The sequence below is a fragment of the Terribacillus saccharophilus genome (assembly GCF_046592895.1).
GTDB lineage: Bacteria > Bacillota > Bacilli > Bacillales > Amphibacillaceae > Terribacillus > Terribacillus saccharophilus_D.
This window is the reverse complement of record NZ_JAWVPU010000005.1, coordinates 85,774-112,216: the sequence shown is the minus strand read 5'-3', so window position 1 is coordinate 112,216 and position 26,443 is coordinate 85,774. Positions and strand designations below refer to the sequence as shown.

The following is a 26,443-nucleotide window of genomic DNA, read 5'->3' as shown; positions in this document are numbered from 1 at the left end:
GAGCGGATTGCTTTACTTCTATTCCAATCCTTTAGCATAATAAAACATGGAGGCGATCAGAATGGATAATTTTACTTTTTATAACCCGACTAAGCTAATTTTCGGTAAAGACCAATTAGATAAATTGAAAGAGGAAATTCCTGCTTATGGCAAGAAAGTATTGCTTGTATATGGCGGCGGCAGCATAAAACGCAGCGGCTTGTATGAGAAAGTATTGCAAGAGCTGAAAGAAATCGATGCAGAAGTATTCGAGCTGTCCGGAGTGGAACCGAATCCGCGTGTTTCCACTGCCCGCAAAGGTGTGGAAATCTGTAAAACAGAAGCTATCGATGTTTTGCTTGCTGTAGGCGGCGGCAGTGTAATCGACTGTACAAAAGCCATCGCGGCAGGTGCCAAGTATGATGGGGATGTATGGGATATCGTAACGAAGAAAGCATTCGCAGAGGATGCACTTCCATTCGGTACTGTGCTTACGCTTGCAGCGACAGGTTCCGAGATGAACTCTGGTTCTGTTATCACGAACTGGGAAACAAATGAGAAATACGGCTGGGGAAGTCCGCATACATTCCCGAAATTCTCTATCCTGGATCCGCAGAACACATTCACCGTTCCACGTGATCAAACCATTTATGGCATCGTGGACATGATGTCCCACACATTGGAGCATTATTTCCATGCAACTACCAACACGGAATTGCAGGATCGTTTCTGTGAATCCCTGCTGCGTACCGTGATGGAAATTGGTCCGAAGCTGCTGGAAGACCTGGAAGACTACGATAATCGTGCTGCCATTCTATACAGCGGAACAATGGCATTGAACGGCGTCTTGAACATGGGTTACCGCGGCGACTGGGCGACACATAACTTGGAGCATGCTGTGTCTGCTGTCCATGACATTCCACATGGCGGCGGTCTAGCGATCATCTTCCCGAACTGGATGAAGCATGTGCTCGATGAAGAGACTGCACCACGATTCAAACAATTGGCTGTCCGTGTGTTCGGTATCGATCCGACAGGCAAAACGGATAAAGAAGCCGCGCTTGAAGGAATCGATGCATTGCGTGCATTCTGGAACAGCATCGATGCTCCAGCTACACTTCGTGATTACGATATCTCGGAAGACAGCTTGGAATTGATGGCTGAAAAAGCTTATGCAAATGGTGAATTCGGCGGTTATCGCAAATTGAATAAAGAAGATTCGCTCGAGATTTACAAAGCTTCTTTCTAATATCGTGAAAAGGCCCAGCGCAATGCATTTGCGCCGGGCCTTTTTGTTTAGGAACTGACCATCGTCCCACCGTTTACGTGAATGATCTGGCCGGTGACGTAAGAGGAGTCTTCACTGGCAAGATAGACATAGGCCGGAGCAAGCTCATAAGGCTGACCGGCACGTTTCATTGGTACATCCTGACCGAAAGTGGCAACATCCTCGGCTGCGAAGCTGGATGGAATGAGCGGTGTCCAAATCGGGCCAGGAGCCACTCCGTTCACCCGGATTCCTTGTGTTGCAAGATTTTGGGACAATGCTCTCGTAAAACCGACAATCGCACCTTTTGTGCATACATAGTCAATCAAATCAGGTCTTCCTTCGTAAGCCGTGACTGATGTTGTATTCACAATCGTGCTCCCTCTCTTCATGTGGGGAAGGGCTGCTTTGGTCAAATAAAAGAAAGCAAAGATATTTGTATGGAAGGTTGCATCCCATTGTGCGGTGGATATGTCCGTCAAGGAGTCCTGCGGGAATTGAACGCCGTGGTTATTAACCAGGATATCCAGTTTTCCATGCGTATCGATTGTATGTTCGACAACTGCACGGCAATGCGCTTCACTGCGTAAATCCCCTACAAGCAATGTGCAGCGCCGACCAAGCTGTTCTACCCTGTTTTTGGTCCGATTTGCATCTTTGTTTTCATAGTCATAATAGTAAGGAATCACAACATCAGCGCCTTCCTTGGCAAAAGCGATGGCTGCAGCTGCACCAATGCCGCTGTCTCCCCCAGTGATGATAGCTACTTTTCCTTCCAGTTTTCCCGAACCTTTGTAAGCATCAGACTCGATTAACGGTCTCGGTCGCATCGGACCTTCGATACCAGGCTGCTGATTTTGGTGCTGCGGCGGAAAATAAAAGTTTGTGCCGGGTTGGACCGGTCGGTGTTTATCCTCAAATTGCTGCGTCAATTCGTGTCCTCCTCCTCATTCATGGCTCCAGATGAAATATATGCGGAAAACAAGATCAATTTGACAAGAAAGAGGAATTTTATGTTAAGAAACAGAACCAAAAGGGAAAAGGATTTAGAATGTGATATTCAAAAGTTGGAGAGGGGTCTTATTCATGGAAAAAGTATTTATCAGTCCAAGTCGTTATGTACAAGGGAAGGATGTACTCCTGAAAGCTGGCGAGTATGTGAAAAAGATCGGAGATAACGCGCTAGTACTTGCGGATGACTTCGTATGGGATTTAGCAGGCAATACGGTGCTTGAGAATTTGGAGCAGAGCGGTGTCCAGACGAAGAAAATCGTCTTCGGCGGGGAGGCTTCAACAGAAGAAATCAAGCGTATTGCGGATGAAGGTAAAGAAAGCAATGTCGTCATCGGTATCGGAGGCGGAAAGACACTTGATACTGCCAAAGCAGTAGCGGATGAGCTGCAGGCAGGCGTCGTGATCATGCCGACAACAGCTTCGACTGATGCACCGACGAGCGCATTGAGTGTCATCTACTCAGCAGAAGGCACATTTGAGAGCTACAAGTTTTATGACAAAAACCCAGACCTTGTTTTAGTGGATACAAAAATCATCTCACAAGCGCCTCCGCGCTTCCTTGCCTCCGGAATTGCCGATGCAATGGCTACTTGGGTGGAAGCACGTGCTTCCATTGAAGGAAGAGGACAGAATATGGCAGGCGGCCTGGCGACGATTGCTGGTCAAGCGATTGCCGAGAAAGCGGAAGAAGTGCTGTTTGAATATGGTTTGCTTGCTTATGAAGCCAACAAGCGCCAGATTGTCACTCCGGCACTGGAAGCAGTTGTCGAAGCGAATACATTGCTGAGCGGACTTGGATTCGAAAGTGGCGGACTAGGAGCGGCACACGCCATCCACAATGGTTTCACAGCCCTGCATGGTGAGATTCACAGTCTGACCCACGGTGAAAAAGTAGCGTTCGGTACGCTGACGCAGCTTGCCCTCGAGGACCGCACACTGGATGAAATCAACACATACGTTGATTTCTATCTTGCGCTGGGTCTTCCGGTCACGCTGGAAGATATCAAATTGAAAGACGTATCGGATGAAGACTTGCTGAAAGTTGCCGAACTGGCAGTGCAAGAAGGAGAAACAATCCACAGTCTGCCTGGTACAATCACAGCAGACCAAGTCGTGGATGCCATCAAAGCAGCCGATCAATACGCAAAAGCTTACAAAGAATCAATCGGATACGAAGCTTAAAAAAGAAGCAAAAGCTGGAACAGGAAAAAATGTTCCAGCTTTTTTCTTTTGCCCATTGACGTGTACTTCTGTACTAGTGTACTATCTAATTAATACGGTAATACATCAGGAGGGTTTATTTCATGAAAGCTTGGCTAGCATTAGTGAAGAAGGAATTCCGTGTTGGTATGCCGATCTTCCTTCTTACGATGATTTTATTCATTATCGGAACGGCAGCTATGGCAGCACTTGGCTATAAGGTCAATCATATCGGGCAGCCAATCGGAATCTTCGGTTTGGTCTGGGGAGCTGGACTTTCTTTCTTTTTAGCAATCTATATGCTTTTTAGTTTAAGCATCGAAAGGAAGAGAATGCATTTATGGCTTCATAATCCGATGCATGCTTCAGGATTGTTATTGGCTAAGCTGCTGACTGGGACTGTTTATCTGCTCGTTTCTTTATTGGCGGCTAGTTTTGCTGCATATTTCGGTGGCTTGGAATTCATCGGATTTACTATATCTGAAGCATCTTGGCTGAAAATAGGAATCATCTTATTCATCCATGTAGTACTCTTTTCACTGGATTTTGTGGTATATGTCATTCTTGCTTATGTTTTGTTCCTATTGATGGAGAGATATATGCATGCGTTTCTTAGTGGAATAATTGTTTTCTTCGGATTTTGGATATTTAATGGACTGTACTTCGGGTTGTTTCAAATGTCGAAGTTTTACGAAACGATCAGTTATTGGGGAAAAATAGATTTGGAATCTGTGGCATCGGGCCTTAATTTCGAAGCAAGTATTACAGAAATGGCGATATACTTCCAGCAGGATGTACCAATTTACGCTGGCATGTACGTCCTAGAAACAGTCGTAGTCATTTTACTCTTTTTCATTGCATCTTGGTTATTAGACAAAAAAGTAGAGGTGTAGAGCATGGCCGATACATTTCAATCATCCCAGCCGATTTATCTGCAGCTGGCAGACCGGCTGAATAGACAAATTGTCAGCGGCGAACTGAAGCCTGGCGACAAACTGCCTTCCGTCCGGGAAACGGCAGTCTCATCGAAAGTAAATCCGAATACGGTACAGCGGACGTACCGCGAACTGGAGGCATCGGGAATCGTGGAATCACGCAGAGGGCAAGGAACATTCGTGACAGAGAATCAAGAAATCCTTCATTCCATCAGGGAAAAACTGAAGCAAGAACAAATAGAGCATTTCATCCAAGTCATGCACGACATGGGTTACCAAAATGAAGAGATAAAAAGTGGCCTGCAAACCTATTTGGAAGGAGAATCCCATCATGATTGAATTCAAAGGTGTAACCAAGCGTTATATGACGAAAACAGCATTGAGGGATGTGAACCTGAAGCTTGATAAAGGCAAGATCATCGGCCTGGTCGGATTGAATGGTGCAGGTAAATCAACGACGATGAAGCTGATCGCAGGGCTGATCAATCCAACCAAAGGGTCTGTGGAACTGGATGGAGAGAAAGTATCCCGGCGCATTGCGTCCAAAGTGAGCTATCTGTCTGAGCTGGATGAGTATTACTCCTTCTACACAGTCCAGCAGACCATCGATTTCTTTGCAACGCAATTTCCCGACTTCAATAAAGAAAAAGCGGAGGAAATACGGGTGTATATGAACCTTGATGCCAACACAAAAGTGAAGCATCTTTCCAAAGGGAATCGCGGCAGGTTGAAAATCATCCTCACGCTTTCGAGGGAAGTGCCTGTCCTGCTGATGGATGAGCCGCTTTCCGGTTTGGATCCGCTTGTGCGGGACTCCATTGTCAAAGGACTGATCACATTCGTGGACACGGAAAAGCAGCTTGTTCTTCTATCCACGCATCAAATCATGGAAGTGGAAATGATCCTCGATGAAGTGATTGCCATCAAGGATGGTGCATTGGTCGACCACCGGAATGTGGAAGAACTCCGCTATGACGAGCAGAAGGGCATATTGGAATGGATGAGCTCGATTTATGAGTAAAGAAGCATTGCAACTCTTATTACAGGCAAAGGAAAAGGAGCGGAAAAGCATGCAAAAGCAGCCAGCAGTTGAAATCAAGCAGGTCACCAAAGTGATACGCGGTCGAAAAATCATCGATCGCATCAATTTTTCCATCTACCCCGGTGAAGTATTCGGCTTTTTAGGGCCGAATGGTGCCGGGAAAACGACAACAATCCGGATGATTGTCGGGCTGATGGGCATGACAGACGGAGATATCTTGATCAAAGGCAATAGTATCAAAACCTCCCACGGGGCAGCGATGAAACATATCGGAGCAATCGTCGAGAACCCGGAGATGTATAAGTATCTCTCCGGATATCTGAATCTTGTGCATTTTTCGAGAATGAGTGATGGTGTCGATAAAAAACGAATTGATGAAGTCATCGAGCTGGTTGGCCTAAAAAAACGGATTCATGACAAGGTTAAAACATATTCGCTTGGAATGAGGCAGCGTCTTGGTATAGCACAAGCATTGCTTCACCGGCCTGACGTTCTGATCCTGGATGAGCCGACAAATGGGCTGGATCCAGCAGGTATCCGTGAGATGCGTGAATATATCCGTGATCTTGCTGAAAAAGAAGGGATGGCTGTCATCGTTTCCAGCCACTTACTGAGTGAAATGGAATTGATGTGTGATCGTATCGGCGTCCTGCAGCAAGGAAAGATGCTTGGCGTGCAGCAGGTCCATGAAATGTCAGATGAACAGACACAGCTGGTCAGTTTCCAAGTCGAACCGCTTGAACAGGCTGCAATCGTGCTCCGTGACATGGGTAGCAAGAAGCCGGAAATCAAAGGTAAACAAGTCATCATCGAGCTTACACGTGAGGAAATACCAGTCGCAGCTGCCAAGCTGACGAAAGAAGCTATCAGCATCTACGCTATCCAAGCAGAAACGAAAACATTGGAAGAAACATTCCTGGAATTGACTGGAGGGAAGGAAATTGTTTAAATTCATCGGTTTGGTACGTAATGAACATATGAAAACATTCCGCCGTCTGTCGACGTGGATCATGCTTGGGATTGCGGCAGTGATACTCATCACGATCGCTGCATTTACAGCCTATAATGCTGGGGACGATAGCAGTGACTGGCGTGCATCGAATGAGCAGCAAATACAGACTTATTTGGACGATGTGGAAGAAGGGTATTTTACAATGGATGAAGTCGCACAAGACATCGAGTTGCTTCAATACCAGCTGGATCATGATATCCAACCTGTCCAAACTGACTCTCTGCCAGGTTATATGAACACGATTGTGTATTATTGTGCACCTTTTCTCATCATGTTCCTGGCAATCATTGCAGGTGGAATAGTGTCCAATGAATTCGGGACAGGAACGATTAAGTTACTGCTCACAAAGACACCTTCCCGTTTCAGTGTTTTGACATCCAAGTATGTCAGTGTACTATGTACGATGGTCATCTTCTTCCTGTTCTTTATGGTATTCTCCTTCTTGGTAGGAGGAATCTTCTTTGGATTCAATGGATTTGGTGCTGAAAAAATAGTCCTTGAAAATGGTGATGCAACATCAAGCAGCATGCTTATTTCCATAGTAAGGGATTATGGACTGAACTTCATCCAAGTGCTATTTTACGCAACCATTGCATTTGCATTATCGACGATTTTCCGCAATACATCATTGGCGATAGGATTTTCCATCTTTATATCACTGTTCTTCCCATCAATCAGTCTGGTTCTGGCAAGATATGATTGGTCAAAATACATTTTATTCAACAATATCGATCTAACGATGTACACAGCTGGGAATACACCATTCGTGGAAGGCATGACTGTAGGATTCTCTGTAGTTGTCATGGCGATTTATTTCATCATCATAACTGCTCTCACATGGTTCAGCTTCATCAAACGAGACGTTACAGCTTAAGCAATTCATTTGCTTTATGTTTAAAATAACGGTAAAAAGGAATTAGTAATAAGGAATGCAGTTTTTTCAAACTAACAAACGAAATAGGAGTGAATTAACATGAGTGACGTATTATTCACATCTCACGCAAAAGCAACTGGCGGCCGTGAAGGTCATGTAAAATCCGATGATGGTTTGATCGATCTTGATCTTGTCCAACCGGGCAGCAAAAAAGATCGTGAAGGTTCCAACCCGGAACAATTATTCGCAGCAGGCTACTCTGCATGCTTCGATGGAGCATTCAACCATGTCGCAAGAGCTGAGCGCAAGCGCGTTGAGACAGAAACTTCTGTTGATGTCAGCCTATTGAAAGATGGCGATGGTTTCAAAATCGCTGCTGCAATCACAGTGGACGTAAAAGGCGTTTCCCAGGAAGAAGCGGAAGACCTAATGGAAAAAACACATCAGTTCTGCCCTTACTCCAAAGCGACTCGCGGAAACATCGATGTAGATTTGAAAGTGAATGTCGTAGAATAATAAACAAAAAACCACTTCCTGTTCGGGAAGTGGTTTTTCTCTGCTTATTTTTTGCGCTGGAATAAAAACTTGGCCAGCAATGTCTGGCAGATGACGAATAGTCCTCCGACTGCCCAGTATAGTGGCAATACAGCTGGTGAGCTGAAGGAAATAAAGCCGATCATGAGCGGTGAGATGATACCGATCATGCGGGCTTGCTGCCTTCTGGCAGGATCAACCCCGATTTGGGAAACGCGGTATTGCAGCCAATAAACCGCCATCGCTATCACCATCAAAGCAATATCTGGAGTTCCTAGATTGAACCAGAGAAAATCATGTGTTGCAATCTCTGGGGTATTACGGATGGCTGAATAGAAGCCGAATAAAAATGGCATCTGGATAAGCAATGGCAGACAGCCCATCGCGGAAAATGGATTCATATTGTGCTTCCGATATAGTTCCATCATTTCCTGCTGCTGCTTTTGTTTGGACTCGGCATCCGTTTTGTTTTTGTATTTCGCCTGCAGAGCATCTAATTCCGGTTTGAATAGCTTCATCTTTTCTTGTGTTTCGTACCCTTTTTTCTGCTGCATCAGCATGAAAGGCATCAAGATGAGACGTACTGCCAAGGTGATCAGGATGACACTGATTCCGTAGTCATCATTGAAACTGCCGGCAATCCATTTGATCAAATAAGAGAATGGACTGATGAAGTAATGGTTGAACCATCCTTCGCCAGATGCGCCCCCGCTGCTGCTTTGGCAGCCTGCAAGCAAGACGATCAGGGCTATGGAACTTAAGATGATACCGTACTTTTTAAAGAAAGTGGATACAGATGTGCGTTGCAAATTATATTTCCTCCTTGTTGTATCGAATGGTTCATAACTGGATACAAACAAGAAGCTGCTTCGCCATCATCATCCGGACCGTCTTTTCGCATGGTGGTGCGAGCGAGCCAATGGACGATCGGCTTGCTGTAGGAAATCGTAATGGGAGTCTGCGATTGCCAGCTATCCAATGAGCAGACATACTGCCATTGCATGCTGTGGCTTGCACGAAAACGGCTCGCAACTGTCGTTGTTGTCCGGTGAGCCAGGATGAAGGTCATCGTAAGACCGATATAGAAGGCCATCGACGAAAAATCATCAGCAAACATATTCCAAAAAGCATACAGCATCTGTATACACCTCCTTTCATTCCTTTTATTTTCCTATATATTTGGAAACTTGTCAAAGCAGCGCAGGATTTTCGTTTTGAATAGAGAAATGGCTTATAGGAGCGTTTTGTCTGTTGACAGTGGTTTATTACAACAGTTTTATGACGGAGGGGGACGAACATGATAAACTGGTTAACAAGACTACAAGCTGCAGAGGTGAAGCCGATGTTCAAATTACGCGAAGCCAAGGTCTCGGACTATGACCAGGTCGCTGTTCTGTACAAGGAATTATACAATACGCATTACGAAAATCAGCCGGAATATTTCGCCAAAAAAGCGGAACCGCTTGATCAGCATGTGTTTGAAAGTAATATATATCTGGATAACAAAAAAGTATTCTTGGTTGAAAAATCAAAGGAAGTCATGGCTTTTGCTACGATTCGGGTGACCAGTGAATCCATTTCGCATCATGCACATATTTTCATCGAAGAATTCTGCGTTCGCTCGGATATGCGCGGCAAAGGTATAGGCGGACATTTATTCGAAAAAGTAAAACGGTATGGCAAGAAAATCGGAGCCACCGAAATAGAGCTCAATGTCTGGAATTTCAATTCCAGAGCAGAAGATTTCTATGTCAAAATGGGTATGGAAACCCGGTCCAAACGAATGGGAATTGCATTGAAATAAGTCGAATGTTGCCGAAAAAACCCCTTGGACAAGGGGTTTTTATATGTCAAGATTAAAAGTTTTAATTTTGTAAAAAATTATGTAGCGTAGTCTAGCGGAGGCGTTTATAATATTCTGGAATTATATTAATTTATTTCCAGGAGGATACATAAGTGACAAAGAAGCTATTGGTTGGAATGATCATGGTTATGCTTTGCCTGCAAGCGATGGCACCACAAACTGCACTTGCTGCCATCAAACAGAAAGACCTTGACGCATACGCTGCTGAACTTGGGACGGATATAGAAGGATTGAATCGCTATCTAGTTGATTTTGAGTGGGGTACGATAGAGGAACAGGAAATAAGTTCATTAGACGAATTGCGTGAGTGGCTGGGTGAGCCTGTAACAGAAGAAAACCTGCAAGTTTACCTGGATGAAGCGAACGCCACGAGCGATGATATAAATGAAAAGTTGAAAGAAATGGGCTTGGCGGATAAAGGATATGAAGCCGAAGATATATTATTGTATACAGATCTTACTTGGCTGATGGGAGAGCCTGCTACTTCTGGGAATCTGCAAGGTTTGGCAGAAGAACTAGGTCTGACTGAAAAAGAGCTTGCTGACTTATTTGCTGCAAATGGATATGACCTTTACGGCTTTAAATATATGGATGATTTATACGAAGTGATTTACAACGATATCAATGGCGTGTCTTTATACTTCCTCTTACAGGAAGTGGAATTCACACAAGCTGAGTTTGAGCAGCTGCTTGCAGAAAACGGTGCGACTCTGGAAGACTTCTCAAGCTATGAAGAACTGTCTGAGTTCATCTATGAACAAACAGGCTATTATGAGTTTTCCCGTGATGATTATTGGGAAATGGTCGGCCCATTCTTCGACCTTATCGGAGTGAGTCAGGAAGAATTCTTCCGTGTATATGATTATTTGGAAAATGTCGTTGCAAATGATCCAGAAGCAATCTTGCTTGGCTTGGATGACTTTTTAATTCGAACGGAAGCACTCGGGGACTTTGAAACTTCCACCGAATTGACGGAGGCGCAAGGTAAGGAACTTATCTCGATTTGGAACGACCTTATGAATCTGCTCCAAATGAAAGCTGAATTCCATCTCGTGGATGGCAGTACGAAGACGCCTGTAACATTGCAAGAATTACTGAAAGTCACAGATCTTGAGGATCGCGTATTGCTGGTGGAGCTATTTGACTTGCAAGGTAATCATCTATTGAACTTCACGATTACTGGCGAAACATTCGGTTCCGATTTACTGACAAGTGTCCCTCCAGTGGAAGCGCCCGTACATGAAAAGCCTGCAGCAGAACATAAACATGAAGCACCAGTAAAAGAGAAGGGTGTCGTAGCACCAACGAAAACAGCAAGTGCAACAACTGAAACGACACAACAAGAAGGCAAGCGTCTGCCGGATACAGCGTCGCCGACTGGTAATATTCTCTTGATTGGGGCAGCAGTGCTGGCAGTTGGAGTAGTGTTATACACATGGAATCGTCGTAAGAAACATAGTAATTGATAAATGACCGCACCGTGAATCTTAAGATTCATGGTGTTTTTTTAGTTAAACTGAAACAATCTGACAACCTGCTTCGTACATATTATGGAAAGTGACAAAATTGTTACAAAGGAAGTGATGAACCAAATGACAGAACCGGCAATGCAGCTGATCGGGCTGAAGAAGCAGATTGGCTCAAAATTGATTGTGAAAGGTTTGGACTTTGACATCAAACCAGGTGAAGTATTCGGATTCCTCGGACCAAACGGAGCAGGTAAGACAACGACGATCCGGATGATGGTTGGCTTGATCCGGATTTCAGAAGGTGACGTACGGATAAAAGGAAAAAGCATCAAAACAAACTATAAAGATGCGATCCGTCATGTCGGGGCGATTGTCGAAAACCCGGAGTTGTACGGATTCATGTCCGGCTATAAAAATCTGCTTGTCTTTTCCAGGATGATCCCTGGTATAACAAAAGAGCGCATCGATGAAGTAGTGAAGCTAGTGGGATTGGAAAAACGCATCAATCAGAAAGTGAAACGATATTCCCTTGGCATGCGGCAGCGGCTCGGCATCGCGCAGGCACTATTACATAACCCTTCTATCTTGATATTGGATGAACCTACAAATGGATTGGATCCATCCGGTATCCGCGAAATCCGCCACTATATCCGCCGATTGGCAGAACAAGAAAACGTCGCAGTCATTGTTTCCAGTCATTTGCTTTCGGAGATGGAACTGATGTGCGATCGGATTGGAATTTTAAAGAATGGTGAACTTATCTCCATCCAGCAAATCCAAACTGCCGAAGAAGATACGCCGGCCGAAGTTGTGCATATCAATTGTCCATCCGCGGATCATGAGAAAGCGCAGCGCCTCCTGCATGAGCAGTTCAATATAACGGCAATGGGGAGCGGTGAAAAACTGGCATTCCAAGTGACCCGGGAACAGATTCCAGCAATCATTAAATCATTGGCAATGGCAGATGTTTCGATGTATGGCTTTACTGTGGAACGCAAGACATTAGAAGATAAATTCTTACATGTGATTGGAGAGAATATCATTGAGTAACTTTTTCCAGCTCGTCCGGAACGAGCAGACAAAGCTGTACAGCCAGCTTTCGACCTGGATATTGCTTGGTATTCTTGTTGTGATTGTACTTGGCTTCGCTGGGATCATGCGGACAACTGACAGTGTCATGTCGTATGATGATGACACTTGGCAGCAGGAATTACAAGCAGATAATCAAATGTATGCAGAGATAGATCCGACTGATCCGGAAATCGCAATCAACAATTATCGGATCGAGAATGATTTAAAACCAGAAGGGATGTCTGCATGGGAGTTCCTTTATGAGAGCCACTACCTGACGATGGTGCTCAGTCTGCTTACCATCATCGTTGCTGGAGGTATACTTGCCAATGAGTTTCGTTGGGGAACGATTAAATTACTGCTCACACGTCCTGTGACTAGAACCAAAATATTCTTTGCTAAGTATGCGAGTGTCATTTTGTTTGCTTTGACGTCACTTGTCGTACTATTCATCTCTTCTTGGCTGTTTGGCTTGATTTTCTTCGGACTTGGAGGAGACGGTTCTGTCTTGCAAGTGAGGGATGGGGAAGTCGTCGAAGTCTCGGTTTGGGCACGAATTGCGCAGGATTATGGGCTGCAGTTAATCAAACTCATCGTATGGTCGACGTTTGCCTTCATGATTTCGGCAGCATTCCGTAACAGTGCATTGGCGATCGGAACTGCAATTTTCCTGATGTTTGCCGGTACCTCGGTAGTTGGTTTCCTGGCAGATAAACCTTTTGCAAAATATATTTTATTTGCAAATATGGATTTAACGCAATTTACAACAGGGTATAAAATGATTGAAGATTTAACGCTTACATTCTCGATTGTGACCATCATTGTCTATTATCTCATCTTCCTGATCATTGGTTGGGTATTGTTCACAAAACGCGATGTAGCGGGTCATTAAAATAAGAGAGGGGAATTATGATGGTAAAAAGAACGGCAGAGAAGGTATTGGCGATTATAGGAGCGGCTTTATTTCTTATTTTTGCAGTTTTGTTTGCTTTTGGCCTTGGGGGGACGGATGAGGCGACAACAAATGAACTCGCAAATCAAGGCTTTACCCAACAAGATATTTCCACGTTCACTGATGCTGCGGCTGGAATGTCAATCTGGCTGGTTATATTGTACGTGATTTGTGCAATTCTTGGTTTTGTTTCCCTTGCTATGCTGAAGCCGAATAAAAAAGCGACAGGAGCAGGCATCCTGCTTATCGTGACAGCCGTGCTTGGTACGCTTCTATCCGTGTTTTTGGCGATTGTCGGAGGCATCCTTTATTTGATAGCTGGCATCATGGCGATTGTGCGCAAGCCTGTTGAGCAATATAATGATAGAGGAGAGGTTTATTAAGCAGTAACGCAGGAAGGAGGTTTGACATGTTGAAACGAACAGCGGAGAAGGTACTTGCCATCATTGGTGCAATCGTCTTCCTCATCACTGCGGTCTTGACGACAGTTCGATTAGTCTCATATGATCCAGAAGCAGCTCGTGAAAGGGTTCTGGAAAATGGGGCGGACCAAACGGTTGGCGCGAATACAATCGACAATTTGGCAAATACCCTTGGGATAGTCATCATTGTGATAAGTGTTATTTGTGCCATCTTGGGCATCGTGGCAGCTGTGAAGCTGAAAGCAGATCGTAAGCAGGTCGGCTTGGGGGCCATGTTGATCATTTTGGCTTTGGTCGGCTCGATTGGCACTTTCTTATCAGGGTTTATCGGCGGTATTCTTTACACGATTTCTGGTATTTTGGTACTGGCCAGAAGACCTTCAGATGTAAATGGGGATTGAGTGGTAAGAGAGGGGATACGGATTGATTAAACGCACTGCAGAATTGGTTTTAGGGATTATCGGAGTGGTTTTCAACATCTTGATGGCGATTGGAGTAGGAGGATTTTTCCATGCAATCAATGCTTTGATAATGGCGAATAGATACAATGATCCCGAATTCACAGCACAAGAAGCAGATTTTATCACGAATCTCTTTGGAGGGTTTGGTTGGTATTACATCATTATAAGTGCTATTGCGGGTATCATGGGAATAGTGGCGCTTATCTTATTACGACGCAACAGTCAATCCACTGCTTCAGGGATAATCTTTATCAGCACTGCTTTACTGTTGGCAATTTTGACTTTCTTCTTTTCCATCATTCCCGCGATATTGTATGCATCAGCTGGAATAATTGCCATCATGCGTAAACCAATCGATACAAAGCAAGATATAGTGGATAGTTATTGAGAATTCCACTCCATTTAAGTATCAAGGAAAACGGCCAACTAAGCTGTATGGATTAGTTGGCCGTTTTCCTTTTTTTATTGTACCTTGTTGTTCTTTCTATGCAATGCCCATTACATATGCAGTCCAGCGAAAGCCAGTGTGATACCAGCCAAATAGCTGATCAGCAAGTAACCGACGGCAATTGCGATCCTCTTTTTGCTGCTTAATTGGACAATCTCCAAATGAAATGTCGAAAAAGTCGTGAATGAGCCAAGGAACCCAATGGCGAGGAAGTTATACCAGCCTGTTCCCCAATTCGCCTGGAATACCAATCCAATCAGAAATGAACCGATTATATTGATAAGGAAAGTAGCGAGCGGGAAGCGGTACTGCCAGAATGTCTCTACTCTCTTGCTGATTTCATAACGAAATACTGCACCGAGCCACCCGCCTATCAAAACAAAAACAATGCTCATACAGCTTGTTCCTCCTGGATTGGATCTGGCGCAAGTCGCAGACCTAGCAGGAGAGCAGCGATTCCGCCGATGGTGCTGCAAGCAAGATAAAGCAATCCGATTTGTAATCGATCATCTTGGAATAGCAGAGCCGTTTCCAGGCTGACAGTCGAAAAAGTCGTGAAAGCTCCGACCATACCAGTCGTCAGTGCTTTCGCTTTAGCTGGTTTGTCCGTAAAGTAGCGTCTTTTCACAAAGTTAGTCAGATATCCCATTGCAAAGCAGCCAATTACATTGATGCAAAGCGTACCAGAGGGGAATGAACCTGTGAGCGGAATGAACATCCCGACAAGATAACGAAGCAGGGCTCCGGTACTGCCTCCGCACCCGATTGCGATATACATTTTCATACACTAACCTTCTTCTTATGCATATACTGCTGTATGCCTGTATTATACCCCATTATCTGTGTTAGGCTAAATAGATGGATTCAATAGGAAGGGTAGTATGTTCATGATGAAAAATGCGGCGATTCTGAGCGAGGAATATTTTATCTCTTATATTCGACTGCTGCTGAATACAAGAGGCTGTACGGTGGAGCAAGCTTATCAGCTGACGGTAGAGCAAATCTTTGAGGGAGACCTCAACCTCTTTGGGGAAGAAACGAAAAGGAATTTCAAACTTGCTTATCAGGCAATCAAAGGAAAGTGATGCTTCCTGGCTGCATCATTTGACATTGAGAATTGTTATCAATTAAAATGAGAGCAGATGAAGGGAAGTGAATGAAGTGGCAAGCGTACTGATAGCATTCACCAGTATGTCGGGCAACACAGAAGAAATGGCAGACATCATGGAAGAAACATTGGAAGAAAAAGGAGTCGAGGTAACAAAACTCCAGATTGACATAGATCAGATTGATGTTTTTACCATGCCCGATTATGATGGTATCTTAATGGGCACCTATACTTGGGGCGATGGTGACATACCCTATGAGATAGAGGAGTTCTATGATGAACTCGATGATATTGAATTGAACGGCAAGCCAGTGGCACTATTTGGATCTTGTGATTCCATTTATGCAAGCTATGGTGCAGCCATCGATACATTTGCAGATAAGTTCAAAGAACGCGGAGCGGAAATTGTGCTTGAAAACCTTAAAGTCGATTTGTCTCCTGAAGATGAGGATATCCGCAACTGTCAGGAATTCGCGGCTTCTTTTGTTTCGATTGTCAATAAACAGCATATTTAAGAAGCAGTCTGCTTAGCGGACTGCTTTTTTTCATGGTCGATATTTTTTATTGATATACTTTTCTTATTATGAAAGGATTATGTAGAAAAATGTCGAATATCGGGTATAGAGCAGGATAGGAGGTTGAATTATGAACTTATTCTCTTTGGATACAAATCGACATGATGACATGATCGAGATAACCGATACCATTAAGCAATACATACAATCGTCCAATGTTACGGAGGGGATAGCTGTTATTTCTTCCCTGCACACAACTGCAGGCATCACGGTGAATGAAAATGCCGATCCAGACGTAAAGCATGATTTTCTGCAGCGGCTTCAAGAAGTATTTCCGTGGGAGCATACCAAAGATCGGCATGCAGAAGGGAACACTGCTGCCCATTTGAAAACTAGTGCAGTCGGTCATGCACAAACGGTGATCATTTCCGGAGGCAGGCTTGTGCTTGGAACATGGCAGGGCATCTATTTTTGTGAATTCGATGGCCCGAGATCAAGAAAATACACAGTTCAAATCCTATCTTCCGAGAAGGGAGAATCATGATGAAACAGCTATCTGGATGTGCGATGTGCGGTACTGTCCTTCATATACCAGAGCAGGGCGAGCTGTTGCTGCGGCTGCCGGAATCCACTCAAAACGTAACGCTCGGTAAACCGCTAAGGCAGGATGATACATATACGATCTACCAATATTTCAGTAAGCATCAGCTGGAGCAGATGCTGCTCTCGGTGCGTAATCGGACAGCAGCTGATGCCATGTGCTCTGTTGCCCAAAAGGTAACCCATCGTTATCCCATGGTATCTGTTGATGCGTTGCTTCATCGGGTGCAATATCCACAATTCACCGATATCATACATAAAAGGGCATTCCAATCTTTTTTACAGCCCATCATATCCATGAACGATGAGACGATTTTCGGATTCGAACATTTGCTGCGAACCGACAAAATGGAAGTTTCCCCGGCTGCTCTTTTTGACTTTGCTGCTGAAGCGGGACTTACCTCCATGCTCGATCAGCGAGCAAGGCAGACAGCAGTAAGAAAAAGAGCGCAAGCAGGCATAACGTCAGGAGTGAAAAGTTTCATCAACTTCCTGCCTTCCACTATATATAATCCGGATTTTTGTTTGCGGCAGACATTCCATGCAGTCAATGAATATGGAGTGGACCCGGGAGACCTTGTATTTGAAGTTGTGGAAACGGAGAAATTGGATGATGTAGCGCGATTGAAGCGCATTTTCAAACGTTATAAACAGGAGGGGATGCTGGTGGCCCTCGATGATGTTGGAGCTGGATATTCCACACTGGAGTTAGTCAAAGAATTGGAACCTGATTTTGTCAAAATAGACAGAGCATACATATCATACTGCGATCGTGAATCGCAGAAACAGGAATTTTTACATAAAGTGATCGATGTAGCAAGTTCTCTCGGTACGAAGGTGCTGGCCGAAGGGATTGAAAGAGAAGAGGAGCTTATTTTCTGCAAGGAAATTGGAATCGACTTAGCGCAGGGCTATTTTGTTGGTAAGCCAGGACCTGAAGCTGTTAGTGAGGGTTTGTTGTTTCCTTCAAGATGATTGACTTTGTGAATAGGGGCCTGTAACTTATTGGATACATTTCGATAGGTGACAGGCTTTTTCAGATTCCAAACAAAATATTTTACATTAACTTAGGAATGACTTCAAATTCCGGTAACTTCGCCGATATATCCTACGACATCATGCGGCATTTTTTTTGCAGATTAGTGCTGTGCGATAGCTATCATAGAAGGGGATACCAGAATGAAATTGTTAAGAAATGTAAAAATCGGGACAAAGCTGCTGCTATTAGTATTAGTAGGAGCCATTGCGCTCGGATTAGTCGGAACAGCAGGGGTGCTGTATACACGGGAAATGGCGCATGATGCAGAAGCGATGTACAAGGAAAACCTGCTTCCTAATGCTTATATCAGCCAAATGCGGTTGAATAATCAGGCAAATGATTCCTATATACTGGAAATGATGATTAACGAAGATGAAGCAAGAAACGAGGAATTGAATGATATGCTGACTGCATCCATTTCGGAAATAGATGATGAGATGGATAAACTGACGAACAGTAATATGTCAGCTGATGCAAAAGAAATTTTTCAAACTTATATAGATGAACGGGATAAGCTTCACGAAGTCAGGAATCGGGTGCTGCAGTTAGCTTTGTCAAACCAAAATGATGAGGCGTATTCACTTTATGTCAATGAACAGATTCCACAGCGAACTCTAGTGAATGATAGTTTGCAAAAGCTTCAGGAGCAAAATACCAAAGAAGCAGATCAGGCATACGATAATGCGAACAATAATGTAAGACAAGCAACGATCATATTGACGGTTGTCATCGGTCTTGCCTTGATTCTTCTCATTGCGATAGGAACGCTCATCACGAAGCTTATCGTGGCTCCTGTAAAAGACTTGCAAGGTTTGTTGGGCAAAGCGGCTGAGGGCGATTTCAGCACGGATGGTTCCTATCAATCCAAGGATGAAATGGGTGCATTGACGGCTTCTTACAATAGCATGGCGGATGGCATGCGATCTATCATCCGTGTGGTGAACGATACTTCCCAGCAAGTGGCGGCTTCTGCAGAAGAACTGAGTGCAAGTGCAGAACAAAGCAGCTCATCATCCGAGCATGTGGCAAAAACGATTCAAGAACTGGCAGAAGGATCCGTTCAGCAGCTTGAACTTGTAACAACTGCGGCAGGGACAATGGATGACATGGGGCAGCATACGAATAGATTGACTTCAAACACGCAAAATGTGGAAGAAACAGTGAGGAAAACGTCTGAACTATCCGTCCAGGGGAGAGATGCAATCAAAGATGTGAATGAACAAATGAGCACAATCACATCCAATGTGCAGGAGCTGTCTGTTTCCATTGACGGCTTGAACAAGCGTTCAAAAGAAATCGGCGAAATTGCAGGGGTCATCACCGATATCTCCGCACAGACAAATCTCCTGGCCTTGAATGCTACCATTGAGGCAGCTCAAGCAGGTGAACATGGTAAAGGATTTGCTGTGGTGGCGGATGAGGTACGGAAATTGGCTGAAGAAACAAAAGGTGCAGCAGCGCAAATAACGGCGTTGATCAGCTATATCCAAAAGGATACCAGCAGCACACTCGAACTTATGCAGCATGCGGCGAATGAAGTGCAAGCCGGTGCACAAGTTGCAGACCGGGCTGGCGGTTCTTTCCAGCAAATCGAAACGGCTGTAACAGGTTTGGTGGAAGAGTTCAAAGATGTAAGGGCCGCACTGGAAGGTTTGCTTGATGGAACGAAATCCGTCAATCAATCACTTGGCGATGTGAACGAGGTAGCAGAAGAAGGAGCAGCTTCGACAGAAAGTGTATCAGCTGCGACAGAACAGCAGCTGGCAGCTATGCAAGAGATCGCTGCCTCATCCAGTTCGCTTGCATACATGGCAGAAGAACTCCAAACTGCTATCGCTCGTTTCCGTGTATAATCAACCAGCCAGCAAATAGTAAGCAATGAAAGATAAAATGAATAGCAAGAAGACAAAGATCAATATTTTCACATCGGAACCCTCCTCTAGGAAGTAGACGTATACTTCCTGGAAAAGGGTTCATTTTTTTACATGGATTGTCTTCAACATGCGCATACTAGATTCAGTATGTAACAAAGGAGGCAATTGGAATGGATGCATTTCAAGCAGGAGAGGTCGTTTACGTGATCATTCGCAATCCCCATGCGCAGGGGGTAGCCAATATACAGGAAGCAGCAGTTGTCCATAATCCGGAAAAACCTGGAGAACTGGCTTTGTTTGTGTATGAAACGTATTATCCTCTGAATGATGAAGTAGCTGTATACCAAGATCTTGGTGAAGCGGAAGAAGCTTACGTGTCTGCTTTCGGTTTGACCGACGGTGGTTATTATGGTTAAGCCTTTCGTGCCGCAGCTTGTCTATATTGAACCTAGGGCTCTGGAATATCCGCTTGGCGTGAAGCTGCGGAATAAATTCCGCGATATGGGCGTTGAAATCCGGGAGACCACTTCCCATAACCAAGTTCGTAACTTGCCAGGGGACAACGATTTCCAGAAGTATCGGACTGCTAAATCGACACTGGTCGTCGGTGTACGGAAGACATTGAAATTCGATACGTCAAAACCATCTGCGGAATATGCGATTCCTTTTGCAACGGGTTGCATGGGGCATTGCCATTATTGTTATCTGCAGACAACAATGGGATCGAAACCATATATCCGGACGTACGTGAATACAGATGAGATATTCGATGCAGCTGAGCAGTATATGCAGGAGAGGGCTCCTGAAGAGACACGATTCGAGGCATCTTGTACTTCCGATATCGTCGGAATCGATCATCTGACGCACACGCTGAAACATGCCATCGAATATTTCGGCCGCTCCAAGCATGGTCAATTGCGATTCGTGACGAAATTTGCCCATGTCGATCACCTACTGGATGCTGATCATCAAGGAAGGACACGTTTTCGGTTCAGCATCAATGATGATTATGTGATCAAGTATTTCGAACCCGGAACCTCCCGCTTGAAGGAGCGGATCGAAGCAGCGGTGAAAGTAGCCGAAGCTGGGTATCCACTCGGCTTCATCGTCGCGCCGATCTATTTGCATGAAGGCTGGCAGAAAGGGTATCCGGAAATGCTTGAGCATTTAGAAGCAGCATTGCCTGCACACGCCAAGAAGAACGTGACCTTCGAGCTGATTCAGCACCGTTTCACGAAGCCAGCTAAGCGCGTCATTCAGAAAAACTATCCGATGACGAAACTTGAACTCGATGAAAACAAACGGAAATACAAATGGGGACGCTATGGCATCGGTAAGTATGTGTATCAAAATGAAGAACAAGAAGAAATCAAAGATGTGCTAGGCAGTACCATCTATAAGATGTTCCCGCAATCCAGAATCGAATATTTCACATAATTGATTGGTTGACATTTTTTTCGCTGAATGTGATAGTAAAAGGGACAATTGAATTTCGAGGAAGTCCACTAGGGGTGCCGTTTTGGCTGAGATAAGAGTGATCTTGATCCCTTTGAACCTGATCTGGCTAACACCAGCGTAGGGAAGTGGAGCCGGATTCGTGTAACTTTTAAGACTATAACTATGTATACGAGTCGCTCCATATTTCTGGAGCGGCTTTTTTATATAGCCGGCGCCAATCACCTTTCTTCAGGGCTTTCTCCAATAGGGGAGGAAATGATGTGTTTTCTGCGCAATTGAGAGAAGAAGCAAATCCGATTTTCGAGGCAATTTACAGACATCCATTCGTAGAGGGTGTGGCGAATGGCAATGTGCCGCGCGCAGCATTGATTCATTACGTGAAAGCAGATTATGAGTACCTGACTGCTTTTGCCCGTATCTATGGTCTGGCGGTCAGTAAATGCGAGACGAGGGAAGAGATGGATTTCTACCAGTCCCAAATCAATTTTGTCCTGCATAGTGAAATTCACCCGCATAACGTATTCTGCCAGGCAGCAGGTGTGAGGTATGAGGATCTGCAGCGGATGACACCGCCGCCGGCTGCGGATCACTATATTTCCCATATGATGAACAGCGCTGTGCATGGAGATATAGGGGAACTGATGGCAGCACTTTTGCCCTGCCCATGGACGTATCAAGCGCTGGCTACTCATATCATGGAGACAAAGGTACCGGACGAGTCCAATCCTTATCTGGAATGGATCTTGTTCTATGCCAGCAGGGAGGACGGTATGCCGGATGTGACAGCGGAACTACGCAAACGACTGGATGAATGGGCTGAAACAGCAGGATCAGCTGCCAAGGAGCGGGCTCGGAAAGCCTTTTTGAAAAGCTGTATGCTGGAGCATGCTTTCTGGGAGATGGCAGCAACCGAGCAAGACTGGATGGTAGACCTGAAAGGAGGGACGCTTCATGCCTGATGTGAGAAGTGCTTTGACCATCGCCGGTACAGATCCTTCAGGAGGTGCAGGGATCCAGGCGGATCTGAAGACATTCCAAGAGCGGGAAGTATATGGTATGAGTGTCATCACGTCCCTCGTTGCTCAGAACACGACTGGCGTCCAGGCGATTCATCATATCCCTGTTGCTTTCCTGGAGCAGCAGCTGACTTCCATTTTTTCAGATATCGTCCCGGCTGCCGTGAAGACCGGAATGATTGCCTCGGAAGAAATGATGCGCTGTATCGCAGCTTTCCTGGCTGAATCAAAAATCACATATGTCATGGATCCGGTCATGTATGCCAAGAGCGGACATGCACTAATGGGAGAGGATTCGAGAGAGGCATTAAAAACATATCTCGTCCCGCTTGCATCCCTGGTCACTCCGAATATACCGGAAGCAGAAGAACTGACTGGTATCCAAATATATGATGAAGCAAGCATCAAAACAGCTGCCAAAATGATCGTCCGGGAATATGGAGCAAAAGCAGTCCTGATGAAAGGCGGCCACATGGAAGGTACATCTGCGGCAGATTGGCTTTATGATGGAGAAAACTTTGCTTCTTATACAGCTGATCGTTTTCAAACAAGGCACACACATGGGACAGGTTGTACCTATTCGGCAGCAATAACAGCAGAATTGGCAAAAGGGAAGTCCTTACAAGAAGCTGTCAAAATCGGCAAAGCGTTCGTGACAGATAGCATTCGCTATTCATTGCAGCTGGGCAAAGGAAATGGGCCGACGAACCATTGGGGGCATCGATTGAAAAGCATACCCGTACAGGAGGAACAGCATAATGGCATATACTGATGTGATAAAGAAAGTTCGCCAAAAGAACCCACTGATACACTGTATAACAAACAATGTTGTCATCAATTTCACTGCTAATGGATTGATTGCCCTCGGTGCTTCTCCAGTGATGGCATCCGATAAGGAAGAAGCAGCACAAATGGTGCAGCATGCACAAGCATTGCTGATCAATATCGGAACGCTGGCTGCAGCGGATGTGGAGGCGATGATCCATGCCGGGAAGGAAGCAAACCGGCTTGGCATACCAGTCATCTTCGATCCTGTGGGAGTAGGGGCGACAGCTTACCGAACAGAAACAGCACATCGTATCTTGTCGGAGGTGGGTGTTGCTGTCATCCGCGGAAATGCTGGTGAGATAGCTGTCCTTGGAGGAACGTCTACCAAGATAAAAGGCGTGGACGGTTCAGGGGAAGGTATCTCGCCAAGCCTCGTGCAGCAGATTGCCAGGGAACAAGATGCGATTATAATTGCAACAGGTAAAATAGATATCCTCTCGGATGGGAAGGATATCTATAGCATAGCAAATGGCCATGACATGCTCACGACCATAACAGGATCCGGATGCTTGCTCGGTGCAGTGATTGCGGCGTTTGCAGGATCGGCTGAAGATATGGTGGAAGCGTGCATCGGTGCACTTGCATTCTACGGCATCGCAGCGGAAAAAGCGGCTGAGAATGCCAAAGCTCCCGGGAGTTTTCAAGTTGCTTTTTTGGATCAACTTTATCTATCCGAGAGTGCGACGGATGGCGAAAAGGTTGATAAAATGAATGTTGAAGTGAAATAAAACAATCAGCTGGATATGATCCGGCTGATTGCAAGGTCATTTATCGAAATGTTGCGGGTGGCTGTGTTTGGGAGACTTTGGAATAAAGCCGTCCCTCTCCAGCTGTTCGAAGCGCTGCTCCAAATGATTCACGATCTGATCAGCTTTTTCTTCCGAGAAAACGCCAAATTCAACGTACTTTTCGATGACTTGCTTTTCCTGCTCCAATGCTTGTTTCTGAAGCACTGCTATTTCCTGCTTCTGCTCGTCAGTGAGTACATCCGCAACTGCCTGTTCAGCAGCGAAAGAAGCAGCAGGATTGGAAACGACCAACCCGATGCACAGGGCAGCTATGATAGCTGCGGCTTTTATCCATTTCAACTTTATCATCTCCTTGTTCAAAGCATGGACTTACTTTACGCACTTTTGGGATTACTATCCATCTTCTGCAGTTATAATTGAATCAGGAGCAAGGAATTTATCTATTTGAGGTTTGGGAACATATTCAATACAGAATCGGGATGTGGAAGTAACAAAGAAAAGGAGTAATAACATGAAAGAAGAATTGGAGCTTTATTTCATCATGGGCAGTCAAAACTGCCAGGGTAAGGATCCAGAGGATATATTGGAACAAGCCCTCACTGCCGGCATCACAATGTTCCAGCTTCGTGAAAAAGGAGAAGGGGCAAAAGTCGGAGAAGAAAAAAGGCAGCTTGCTGAACGGCTTCAGGCTAAATGCCGGGCCCATAGCATTCCATTCATCGTTAACGATGATGTTGATCTTGCCATTGAGATTGGGGCGGACGGCGTGCATATCGGGCAGACGGATGAGGCGATGCAGCAAGTGAAAGCACGCTGTCCAGAGCATTTCATCATTGGCGTTAGCGCTCAAAATGCAGAAGAAGCCAAAAAGGCAATCCTCGACGGAGCGCATTATGTCGGTGTCGGACCGATTGCTGCCACACGTACAAAAATCGATGCAAAATTTCCGATCGGACTGACAGGACTGCGGGAGATCCGCAAGCAAGTCGGTGACTTTCCTATTGTTGCCATAGGCGGGATCAATCAGAAAAACGCCGAAGCTGTCCGTGACGCTGGTGCAGATGGCATTTCATTCATATCGGTGATCACAAGAGCAGAGAATATCCAAGAGGCGGTAAATAAACTGAAGACAGGAAAGGTGCACAGATAAGAAGGGTATGCACCTACTCAGCTAAGAAAAAACGATTCTAATGTAATAGATTTGCGGTCTTATAACAAAGTCTGCCGCAATCAGCCTTATCCTTGCGGAAGCGGAAAAAAGCATAAACATTGCTGTGGTAAATAAGCAGAAGACATGTCCAATGAGGGCATGTCTTTTATTTTGTGTGATGCAAGTGTACCCAATTAGTCACAATTTCTTCTATACGCCAGCCGGTTTCTTTTATACGATGGAAGAGATATCTAGGAAGATGGAGTTGTAGATATATGAAAGAAACGGTGTTGGTTATGCTGGCATTTTATAAATACAAAAGGACATGTCGTCTGTGATTCTCATTCCGTTATTGGAGTTGCTGTCGTATATAGCCTTTTCTTTTGTCGCAGGGCACCTTGTATTCCGATTCGTGCGCAAGGAAGAAGCGGCAATCCGGACACCGCGAAGTGATCTTTTGGCTGCTGCGGCATCTGCTGCACTCGTCACAAGCGGGCCGGTCATAAATCTCTTTTCTGTGCTGGGAGCACAGAATGGATATGGACAAGCATTGGAGCAAGTTTTATTGCAATCCGGAGCGGGAAGAATTTGGATTGGCATCTTTGTCTTGGGCGTCTGTGTTTGGCTGCTGCTTTTTTATGATAAGTTCCCAGTTCTGACATTCATCTTGTTTCTCGGAATGGTGTTTCTCTATGCATTTGGCAGCCAAGCAGGAGAGGCTGGATTTGTTGATTTTATTTCCCGATTCATACATTTGGGTGCTTCCGTATTCTGGGTTGGTGTGCTGATTCATGTTTGTTTTTATACTCCGGAGCACTTCAGTTGGGAAAGTTTCCTGAAATGGTTCAAGCCGTTTGTGATCCTGCTGGTCCTTACAGTAATAATCAGCAGTGTAACAGTCACGCTGTCAGCAATGGATATCCAGGATTATGGTAATGTGTTGATGCTGACTTATGGGCAGGTACTGTTGATAAAATATATCCTGTTCATACCTGTGCTTGTATTCACTATTATCACTTTTTCAACAAAAAAATCCCGTCTTGTTCCGATATTCCGTCCCATTGATTGGATACGTTCCGTAACCATCCTGCTAGGAATCATCTTCATCTGCAACGCGATTCTAAGCTCGTCTGCAACACCGGCAAATATAACCGAAGTGCTGCGTAACGAAGGTTCTGCGCCGATATTCGGCAGCATATTTCCCAGTGTGACAGCTGGAAGTGTCGCAACCTGGCATGTTGGGGCAATTGGGGTTTTTTGCTTCTTCGGATTTTGTTTGATTATGGCCAGTTTAATCTTTATTTTAAAGAAAAAAGCAGCTGCAGGTCTTGCGCTGGCTGCTGCTTTTGCTGCTTCAGGACTTTTATACGCAGCCATAATGACTAGTGTGCAATTCTAAGAGATTGTCAGAAAGACATCATTCCGCCTTTTTTCACAGAAAGTTCCTTCTGGGAAACTATTCTGCTGGACAGAGGAAACAGAAATCGGAATGATGTCTTTTTTTGTATGCTGCTGTCATCCATTTTCCCAATACATTTCATGGAAAGCCTGTGCTAGATTAA

General features: G+C 45.0%; 34 protein-coding genes and 1 riboswitch. Of the genes, 28 read left to right on the top strand and 6 right to left on the bottom strand.

Going from position 1 to position 26,443, the window contains the following annotated elements:
* Positions 1 to 61: 61 nt before the first annotated feature.
* Positions 62 to 1,228 carry an iron-containing alcohol dehydrogenase gene (locus tag SFC66_RS15120; RefSeq protein ID WP_411219561.1) on the top strand — a complete coding sequence of 389 codons (1,167 nt, stop codon included), beginning with the start codon at positions 62 to 64 and terminating at the stop codon, positions 1,226 to 1,228.
* A gap of 47 nt (positions 1,229 to 1,275) precedes the next feature.
* Here SFC66_RS15120 and SFC66_RS15115 read toward each other — a convergent pair whose 3' ends face one another.
* A complete protein-coding gene (locus tag SFC66_RS15115) occupies positions 1,276 to 2,178 on the bottom strand; it encodes an SDR family oxidoreductase (RefSeq protein ID WP_411219560.1) in 903 nt (300 codons plus the stop codon).
* A 154-nt stretch (positions 2,179 to 2,332) separates the two neighbouring features.
* On the opposite strand from SFC66_RS15115, the gene SFC66_RS15110 reads away from it, so the two are divergent.
* The 7 genes from SFC66_RS15110 to SFC66_RS15080 all read left to right on the top strand — a co-directional run bounded on the left by SFC66_RS15110 (position 2,333) and on the right by SFC66_RS15080 (position 7,839).
* Positions 2,333 to 3,442 (top strand): glycerol dehydrogenase, encoded by a 1,110-nt coding sequence (locus SFC66_RS15110; RefSeq protein WP_411219559.1) that lies wholly within the window; start codon positions 2,333 to 2,335, stop codon positions 3,440 to 3,442.
* A 122-nt stretch (positions 3,443 to 3,564) separates the two neighbouring features.
* A complete protein-coding gene (locus SFC66_RS15105; protein ID WP_411219558.1) occupies positions 3,565 to 4,353 on the top strand; it encodes a hypothetical protein in 789 nt (262 codons plus the stop codon).
* A 3-nt stretch (positions 4,354 to 4,356) separates the two neighbouring features.
* A complete protein-coding gene (locus SFC66_RS15100; RefSeq protein WP_411219557.1) occupies positions 4,357 to 4,734 on the top strand; it encodes a GntR family transcriptional regulator in 378 nt (125 codons plus the stop codon).
* On the top strand, positions 4,727 to 5,416 hold the full coding sequence (locus SFC66_RS15095) for an ABC transporter ATP-binding protein (RefSeq protein WP_411219556.1): 690 nt from the start codon (positions 4,727 to 4,729) through the stop codon (positions 5,414 to 5,416). The genes SFC66_RS15100 and SFC66_RS15095 overlap by 8 nt, the downstream gene beginning before the upstream one ends.
* Before the next feature lie 49 nt (positions 5,417 to 5,465).
* The gene (locus SFC66_RS15090; RefSeq protein WP_411219555.1) at positions 5,466 to 6,386 is read left to right on the top strand and encodes an ABC transporter ATP-binding protein; all 921 of its coding nucleotides are present in this window, start codon (positions 5,466 to 5,468) and stop codon (positions 6,384 to 6,386) included.
* Positions 6,379 to 7,323 carry an ABC transporter permease gene (locus tag SFC66_RS15085; RefSeq protein WP_411219554.1) on the top strand — a complete coding sequence of 315 codons (945 nt, stop codon included), beginning with the start codon at positions 6,379 to 6,381 and terminating at the stop codon, positions 7,321 to 7,323. The genes SFC66_RS15090 and SFC66_RS15085 overlap by 8 nt, the downstream gene beginning before the upstream one ends.
* 99 nt (positions 7,324 to 7,422) lie before the next feature.
* A complete protein-coding gene (locus SFC66_RS15080; RefSeq protein ID WP_411219553.1) occupies positions 7,423 to 7,839 on the top strand; it encodes an organic hydroperoxide resistance protein in 417 nt (138 codons plus the stop codon).
* A gap of 44 nt (positions 7,840 to 7,883) precedes the next feature.
* Here the strand turns inward: SFC66_RS15080 and yidC are convergent, their stop codons facing one another.
* Together yidC and SFC66_RS15070 are read right to left on the bottom strand one after the other, a co-directional pair.
* Positions 7,884 to 8,666 (bottom strand): membrane protein insertase YidC, encoded by a 783-nt coding sequence (gene yidC, locus SFC66_RS15075; RefSeq protein WP_411219552.1) that lies wholly within the window; start codon positions 8,664 to 8,666, stop codon positions 7,884 to 7,886.
* Complete coding sequence (locus tag SFC66_RS15070) at positions 8,615 to 8,995, bottom strand: hypothetical protein (RefSeq protein WP_411219551.1); 381 nt, start codon at positions 8,993 to 8,995, stop codon at positions 8,615 to 8,617. Before SFC66_RS15070 ends, yidC begins: the two co-directional genes overlap by 52 nt.
* Before the next feature lie 159 nt (positions 8,996 to 9,154).
* On the opposite strand from SFC66_RS15070, the gene SFC66_RS15065 reads away from it, so the two are divergent.
* The 7 genes from SFC66_RS15065 (at position 9,155) to SFC66_RS15035 (ending at position 14,484) form a co-directional block, all read left to right on the top strand.
* Positions 9,155 to 9,661: a GNAT family N-acetyltransferase gene (locus SFC66_RS15065; RefSeq protein ID WP_411219550.1), complete on the top strand. Its 507-nt coding sequence runs from the start codon at positions 9,155 to 9,157 to the stop codon at positions 9,659 to 9,661.
* Between the two features lie 152 nt (positions 9,662 to 9,813).
* Entirely contained in the window at positions 9,814 to 11,187 is a 1,374-nt protein-coding gene (locus SFC66_RS15060; RefSeq protein ID WP_411219549.1) for a processed acidic surface protein, read from the top strand.
* 126 nt (positions 11,188 to 11,313) lie between these two features.
* Complete coding sequence (locus SFC66_RS15055; RefSeq protein ID WP_411219548.1) at positions 11,314 to 12,240, top strand: ABC transporter ATP-binding protein; 927 nt, start codon at positions 11,314 to 11,316, stop codon at positions 12,238 to 12,240.
* The gene (locus SFC66_RS15050) at positions 12,233 to 13,153 is read left to right on the top strand and encodes an ABC transporter permease (RefSeq protein ID WP_411219547.1); all 921 of its coding nucleotides are present in this window, start codon (positions 12,233 to 12,235) and stop codon (positions 13,151 to 13,153) included. The genes SFC66_RS15055 and SFC66_RS15050 overlap by 8 nt, the downstream gene beginning before the upstream one ends.
* A gap of 17 nt (positions 13,154 to 13,170) precedes the next feature.
* Positions 13,171 to 13,596, top strand: a complete 426-nt coding sequence (locus SFC66_RS15045; RefSeq protein ID WP_411219546.1) for a DUF4064 domain-containing protein — start codon at positions 13,171 to 13,173, stop codon at positions 13,594 to 13,596.
* Between the two features lie 26 nt (positions 13,597 to 13,622).
* A complete protein-coding gene (locus SFC66_RS15040) occupies positions 13,623 to 14,036 on the top strand; it encodes a DUF4064 domain-containing protein (RefSeq protein WP_411219545.1) in 414 nt (137 codons plus the stop codon).
* A 22-nt stretch (positions 14,037 to 14,058) separates the two neighbouring features.
* The gene (locus SFC66_RS15035) at positions 14,059 to 14,484 is read left to right on the top strand and encodes a DUF4064 domain-containing protein (protein WP_411219544.1); all 426 of its coding nucleotides are present in this window, start codon (positions 14,059 to 14,061) and stop codon (positions 14,482 to 14,484) included.
* A 110-nt stretch (positions 14,485 to 14,594) separates the two neighbouring features.
* Here SFC66_RS15035 and crcB (SFC66_RS15030) read toward each other — a convergent pair whose 3' ends face one another.
* Positions 14,595 to 14,939 carry a fluoride efflux transporter CrcB gene (gene crcB / locus SFC66_RS15030; protein WP_411219543.1) on the bottom strand — a complete coding sequence of 115 codons (345 nt, stop codon included), beginning with the start codon at positions 14,937 to 14,939 and terminating at the stop codon, positions 14,595 to 14,597.
* Entirely contained in the window at positions 14,936 to 15,328 is a 393-nt protein-coding gene (crcB, locus tag SFC66_RS15025; protein ID WP_411219542.1) for a fluoride efflux transporter CrcB, read from the bottom strand. Before crcB (SFC66_RS15025) ends, crcB (SFC66_RS15030) begins: the two co-directional genes overlap by 4 nt.
* Positions 15,329 to 15,425: 97 nt before the next feature.
* On the opposite strand from crcB (SFC66_RS15025), the gene SFC66_RS15020 reads away from it, so the two are divergent.
* The 10 genes from SFC66_RS15020 (at position 15,426) to thiM (ending at position 23,710) form a co-directional block, all read left to right on the top strand.
* Positions 15,426 to 15,629, top strand: a complete 204-nt coding sequence (locus SFC66_RS15020) for a hypothetical protein (protein ID WP_411219541.1) — start codon at positions 15,426 to 15,428, stop codon at positions 15,627 to 15,629.
* A 76-nt stretch (positions 15,630 to 15,705) separates the two neighbouring features.
* Positions 15,706 to 16,167, top strand: coding sequence for a flavodoxin (locus SFC66_RS15015; RefSeq protein WP_411219540.1), 462 nt, complete (start codon positions 15,706 to 15,708; stop codon positions 16,165 to 16,167).
* Between the two features lie 127 nt (positions 16,168 to 16,294).
* The gene (locus tag SFC66_RS15010; protein WP_411219782.1) at positions 16,295 to 16,711 is read left to right on the top strand and encodes a secondary thiamine-phosphate synthase enzyme YjbQ; all 417 of its coding nucleotides are present in this window, start codon (positions 16,295 to 16,297) and stop codon (positions 16,709 to 16,711) included.
* Positions 16,708 to 17,742: an EAL domain-containing protein gene (locus SFC66_RS15005; RefSeq protein WP_411219539.1), complete on the top strand. Its 1,035-nt coding sequence runs from the start codon at positions 16,708 to 16,710 to the stop codon at positions 17,740 to 17,742. The genes SFC66_RS15010 and SFC66_RS15005 overlap by 4 nt, the downstream gene beginning before the upstream one ends.
* 204 nt (positions 17,743 to 17,946) lie before the next feature.
* On the top strand, positions 17,947 to 19,659 hold the full coding sequence (locus SFC66_RS15000) for a methyl-accepting chemotaxis protein (protein WP_411219538.1): 1,713 nt from the start codon (positions 17,947 to 17,949) through the stop codon (positions 19,657 to 19,659).
* A 191-nt stretch (positions 19,660 to 19,850) separates the two neighbouring features.
* Positions 19,851 to 20,096: a transcriptional regulator SplA domain-containing protein gene (locus tag SFC66_RS14995; RefSeq protein WP_411219537.1), complete on the top strand. Its 246-nt coding sequence runs from the start codon at positions 19,851 to 19,853 to the stop codon at positions 20,094 to 20,096.
* Positions 20,089 to 21,117, top strand: coding sequence for a spore photoproduct lyase (gene splB / locus SFC66_RS14990; RefSeq protein WP_411219536.1), 1,029 nt, complete (start codon positions 20,089 to 20,091; stop codon positions 21,115 to 21,117). The genes SFC66_RS14995 and splB overlap by 8 nt, the downstream gene beginning before the upstream one ends.
* 60 nt (positions 21,118 to 21,177) lie before the next feature.
* Positions 21,178 to 21,279, top strand: a riboswitch (TPP riboswitch).
* Between the two features lie 119 nt (positions 21,280 to 21,398).
* Complete coding sequence (gene tenA, locus SFC66_RS14985) at positions 21,399 to 22,097, top strand: thiaminase II (RefSeq protein ID WP_411219535.1); 699 nt, start codon at positions 21,399 to 21,401, stop codon at positions 22,095 to 22,097.
* Positions 22,090 to 22,926 carry a bifunctional hydroxymethylpyrimidine kinase/phosphomethylpyrimidine kinase gene (gene thiD, locus SFC66_RS14980; RefSeq protein ID WP_411219534.1) on the top strand — a complete coding sequence of 279 codons (837 nt, stop codon included), beginning with the start codon at positions 22,090 to 22,092 and terminating at the stop codon, positions 22,924 to 22,926. The genes tenA and thiD overlap by 8 nt, the downstream gene beginning before the upstream one ends.
* Entirely contained in the window at positions 22,913 to 23,710 is a 798-nt protein-coding gene (gene thiM / locus SFC66_RS14975; RefSeq protein ID WP_411219533.1) for a hydroxyethylthiazole kinase, read from the top strand. The genes thiD and thiM overlap by 14 nt, the downstream gene beginning before the upstream one ends.
* 36 nt (positions 23,711 to 23,746) lie before the next feature.
* Here the strand turns inward: thiM and SFC66_RS14970 are convergent, their stop codons facing one another.
* The gene (locus SFC66_RS14970; RefSeq protein WP_411219532.1) at positions 23,747 to 24,070 is read right to left on the bottom strand and encodes a YckD family protein; all 324 of its coding nucleotides are present in this window, start codon (positions 24,068 to 24,070) and stop codon (positions 23,747 to 23,749) included.
* A 172-nt stretch (positions 24,071 to 24,242) separates the two neighbouring features.
* Here SFC66_RS14970 and thiE point away from each other — a divergent pair, with 172 nt between their 5' ends.
* The 3 genes from thiE to SFC66_RS14955 all read left to right on the top strand — a co-directional run bounded on the left by thiE (position 24,243) and on the right by SFC66_RS14955 (position 26,280).
* Positions 24,243 to 24,881: a thiamine phosphate synthase gene (thiE, locus tag SFC66_RS14965; RefSeq protein ID WP_411219531.1), complete on the top strand. Its 639-nt coding sequence runs from the start codon at positions 24,243 to 24,245 to the stop codon at positions 24,879 to 24,881.
* Between the two features lie 51 nt (positions 24,882 to 24,932).
* Positions 24,933 to 25,016, top strand: a complete 84-nt coding sequence (locus tag SFC66_RS14960; protein ID WP_411219781.1) for an SEC-C metal-binding domain-containing protein — start codon at positions 24,933 to 24,935, stop codon at positions 25,014 to 25,016.
* Between the two features lie 199 nt (positions 25,017 to 25,215).
* Positions 25,216 to 26,280 (top strand): copper resistance D family protein, encoded by a 1,065-nt coding sequence (locus SFC66_RS14955; RefSeq protein WP_411219530.1) that lies wholly within the window; start codon positions 25,216 to 25,218, stop codon positions 26,278 to 26,280.
* Positions 26,281 to 26,443: the final 163 nt, after the last annotated feature.

Bases quoted from the DNA above. Each gene is read 5' to 3' on its own strand.
- SFC66_RS15090 (WP_411219555.1), top strand. From the start codon at position 5,466: ATGCAAAAGCAGCCAGCAGTTGAAATCAAGCAGGTCACCAAAGTGATA.
- crcB (WP_411219542.1), bottom strand. From the start codon at position 15,328: ATGAAAATGTATATCGCAATCGGGTGCGGAGGCAGTACCGGAGCCCTG.
- SFC66_RS15070 (WP_411219551.1), bottom strand. From the start codon at position 8,995: ATGCTGTATGCTTTTTGGAATATGTTTGCTGATGATTTTTCGTCGATG.
- SFC66_RS15005 (WP_411219539.1), top strand. From the start codon at position 16,708: ATGATGAAACAGCTATCTGGATGTGCGATGTGCGGTACTGTCCTTCAT.
- SFC66_RS14995 (WP_411219537.1), top strand. From the start codon at position 19,851: ATGGATGCATTTCAAGCAGGAGAGGTCGTTTACGTGATCATTCGCAAT.
- SFC66_RS15105 (WP_411219558.1), top strand. From the start codon at position 3,565: ATGAAAGCTTGGCTAGCATTAGTGAAGAAGGAATTCCGTGTTGGTATG.
- thiM (WP_411219533.1), top strand. From the start codon at position 22,913: ATGGCATATACTGATGTGATAAAGAAAGTTCGCCAAAAGAACCCACTG.
- thiE (WP_411219531.1), top strand. From the start codon at position 24,243: ATGAAAGAAGAATTGGAGCTTTATTTCATCATGGGCAGTCAAAACTGC.
- thiD (WP_411219534.1), top strand. From the start codon at position 22,090: ATGCCTGATGTGAGAAGTGCTTTGACCATCGCCGGTACAGATCCTTCA.
- SFC66_RS15065 (WP_411219550.1), top strand. From the start codon at position 9,155: ATGATAAACTGGTTAACAAGACTACAAGCTGCAGAGGTGAAGCCGATG.
- SFC66_RS15080 (WP_411219553.1), top strand. From the start codon at position 7,423: ATGAGTGACGTATTATTCACATCTCACGCAAAAGCAACTGGCGGCCGT.
- SFC66_RS15055 (WP_411219548.1), top strand. From the start codon at position 11,314: ATGACAGAACCGGCAATGCAGCTGATCGGGCTGAAGAAGCAGATTGGC.
- SFC66_RS15120 (WP_411219561.1), top strand. From the start codon at position 62: ATGGATAATTTTACTTTTTATAACCCGACTAAGCTAATTTTCGGTAAA.
- SFC66_RS15020 (WP_411219541.1), top strand. From the start codon at position 15,426: ATGTTCATGATGAAAAATGCGGCGATTCTGAGCGAGGAATATTTTATC.
- SFC66_RS15000 (WP_411219538.1), top strand. From the start codon at position 17,947: ATGAAATTGTTAAGAAATGTAAAAATCGGGACAAAGCTGCTGCTATTA.
- SFC66_RS15040 (WP_411219545.1), top strand. From the start codon at position 13,623: ATGTTGAAACGAACAGCGGAGAAGGTACTTGCCATCATTGGTGCAATC.
- crcB (WP_411219543.1), bottom strand. From the start codon at position 14,939: ATGAGCATTGTTTTTGTTTTGATAGGCGGGTGGCTCGGTGCAGTATTT.
- SFC66_RS15110 (WP_411219559.1), top strand. From the start codon at position 2,333: ATGGAAAAAGTATTTATCAGTCCAAGTCGTTATGTACAAGGGAAGGAT.
- SFC66_RS15095 (WP_411219556.1), top strand. From the start codon at position 4,727: ATGATTGAATTCAAAGGTGTAACCAAGCGTTATATGACGAAAACAGCA.
- SFC66_RS15045 (WP_411219546.1), top strand. From the start codon at position 13,171: ATGATGGTAAAAAGAACGGCAGAGAAGGTATTGGCGATTATAGGAGCG.
- splB (WP_411219536.1), top strand. From the start codon at position 20,089: ATGGTTAAGCCTTTCGTGCCGCAGCTTGTCTATATTGAACCTAGGGCT.
- SFC66_RS15100 (WP_411219557.1), top strand. From the start codon at position 4,357: ATGGCCGATACATTTCAATCATCCCAGCCGATTTATCTGCAGCTGGCA.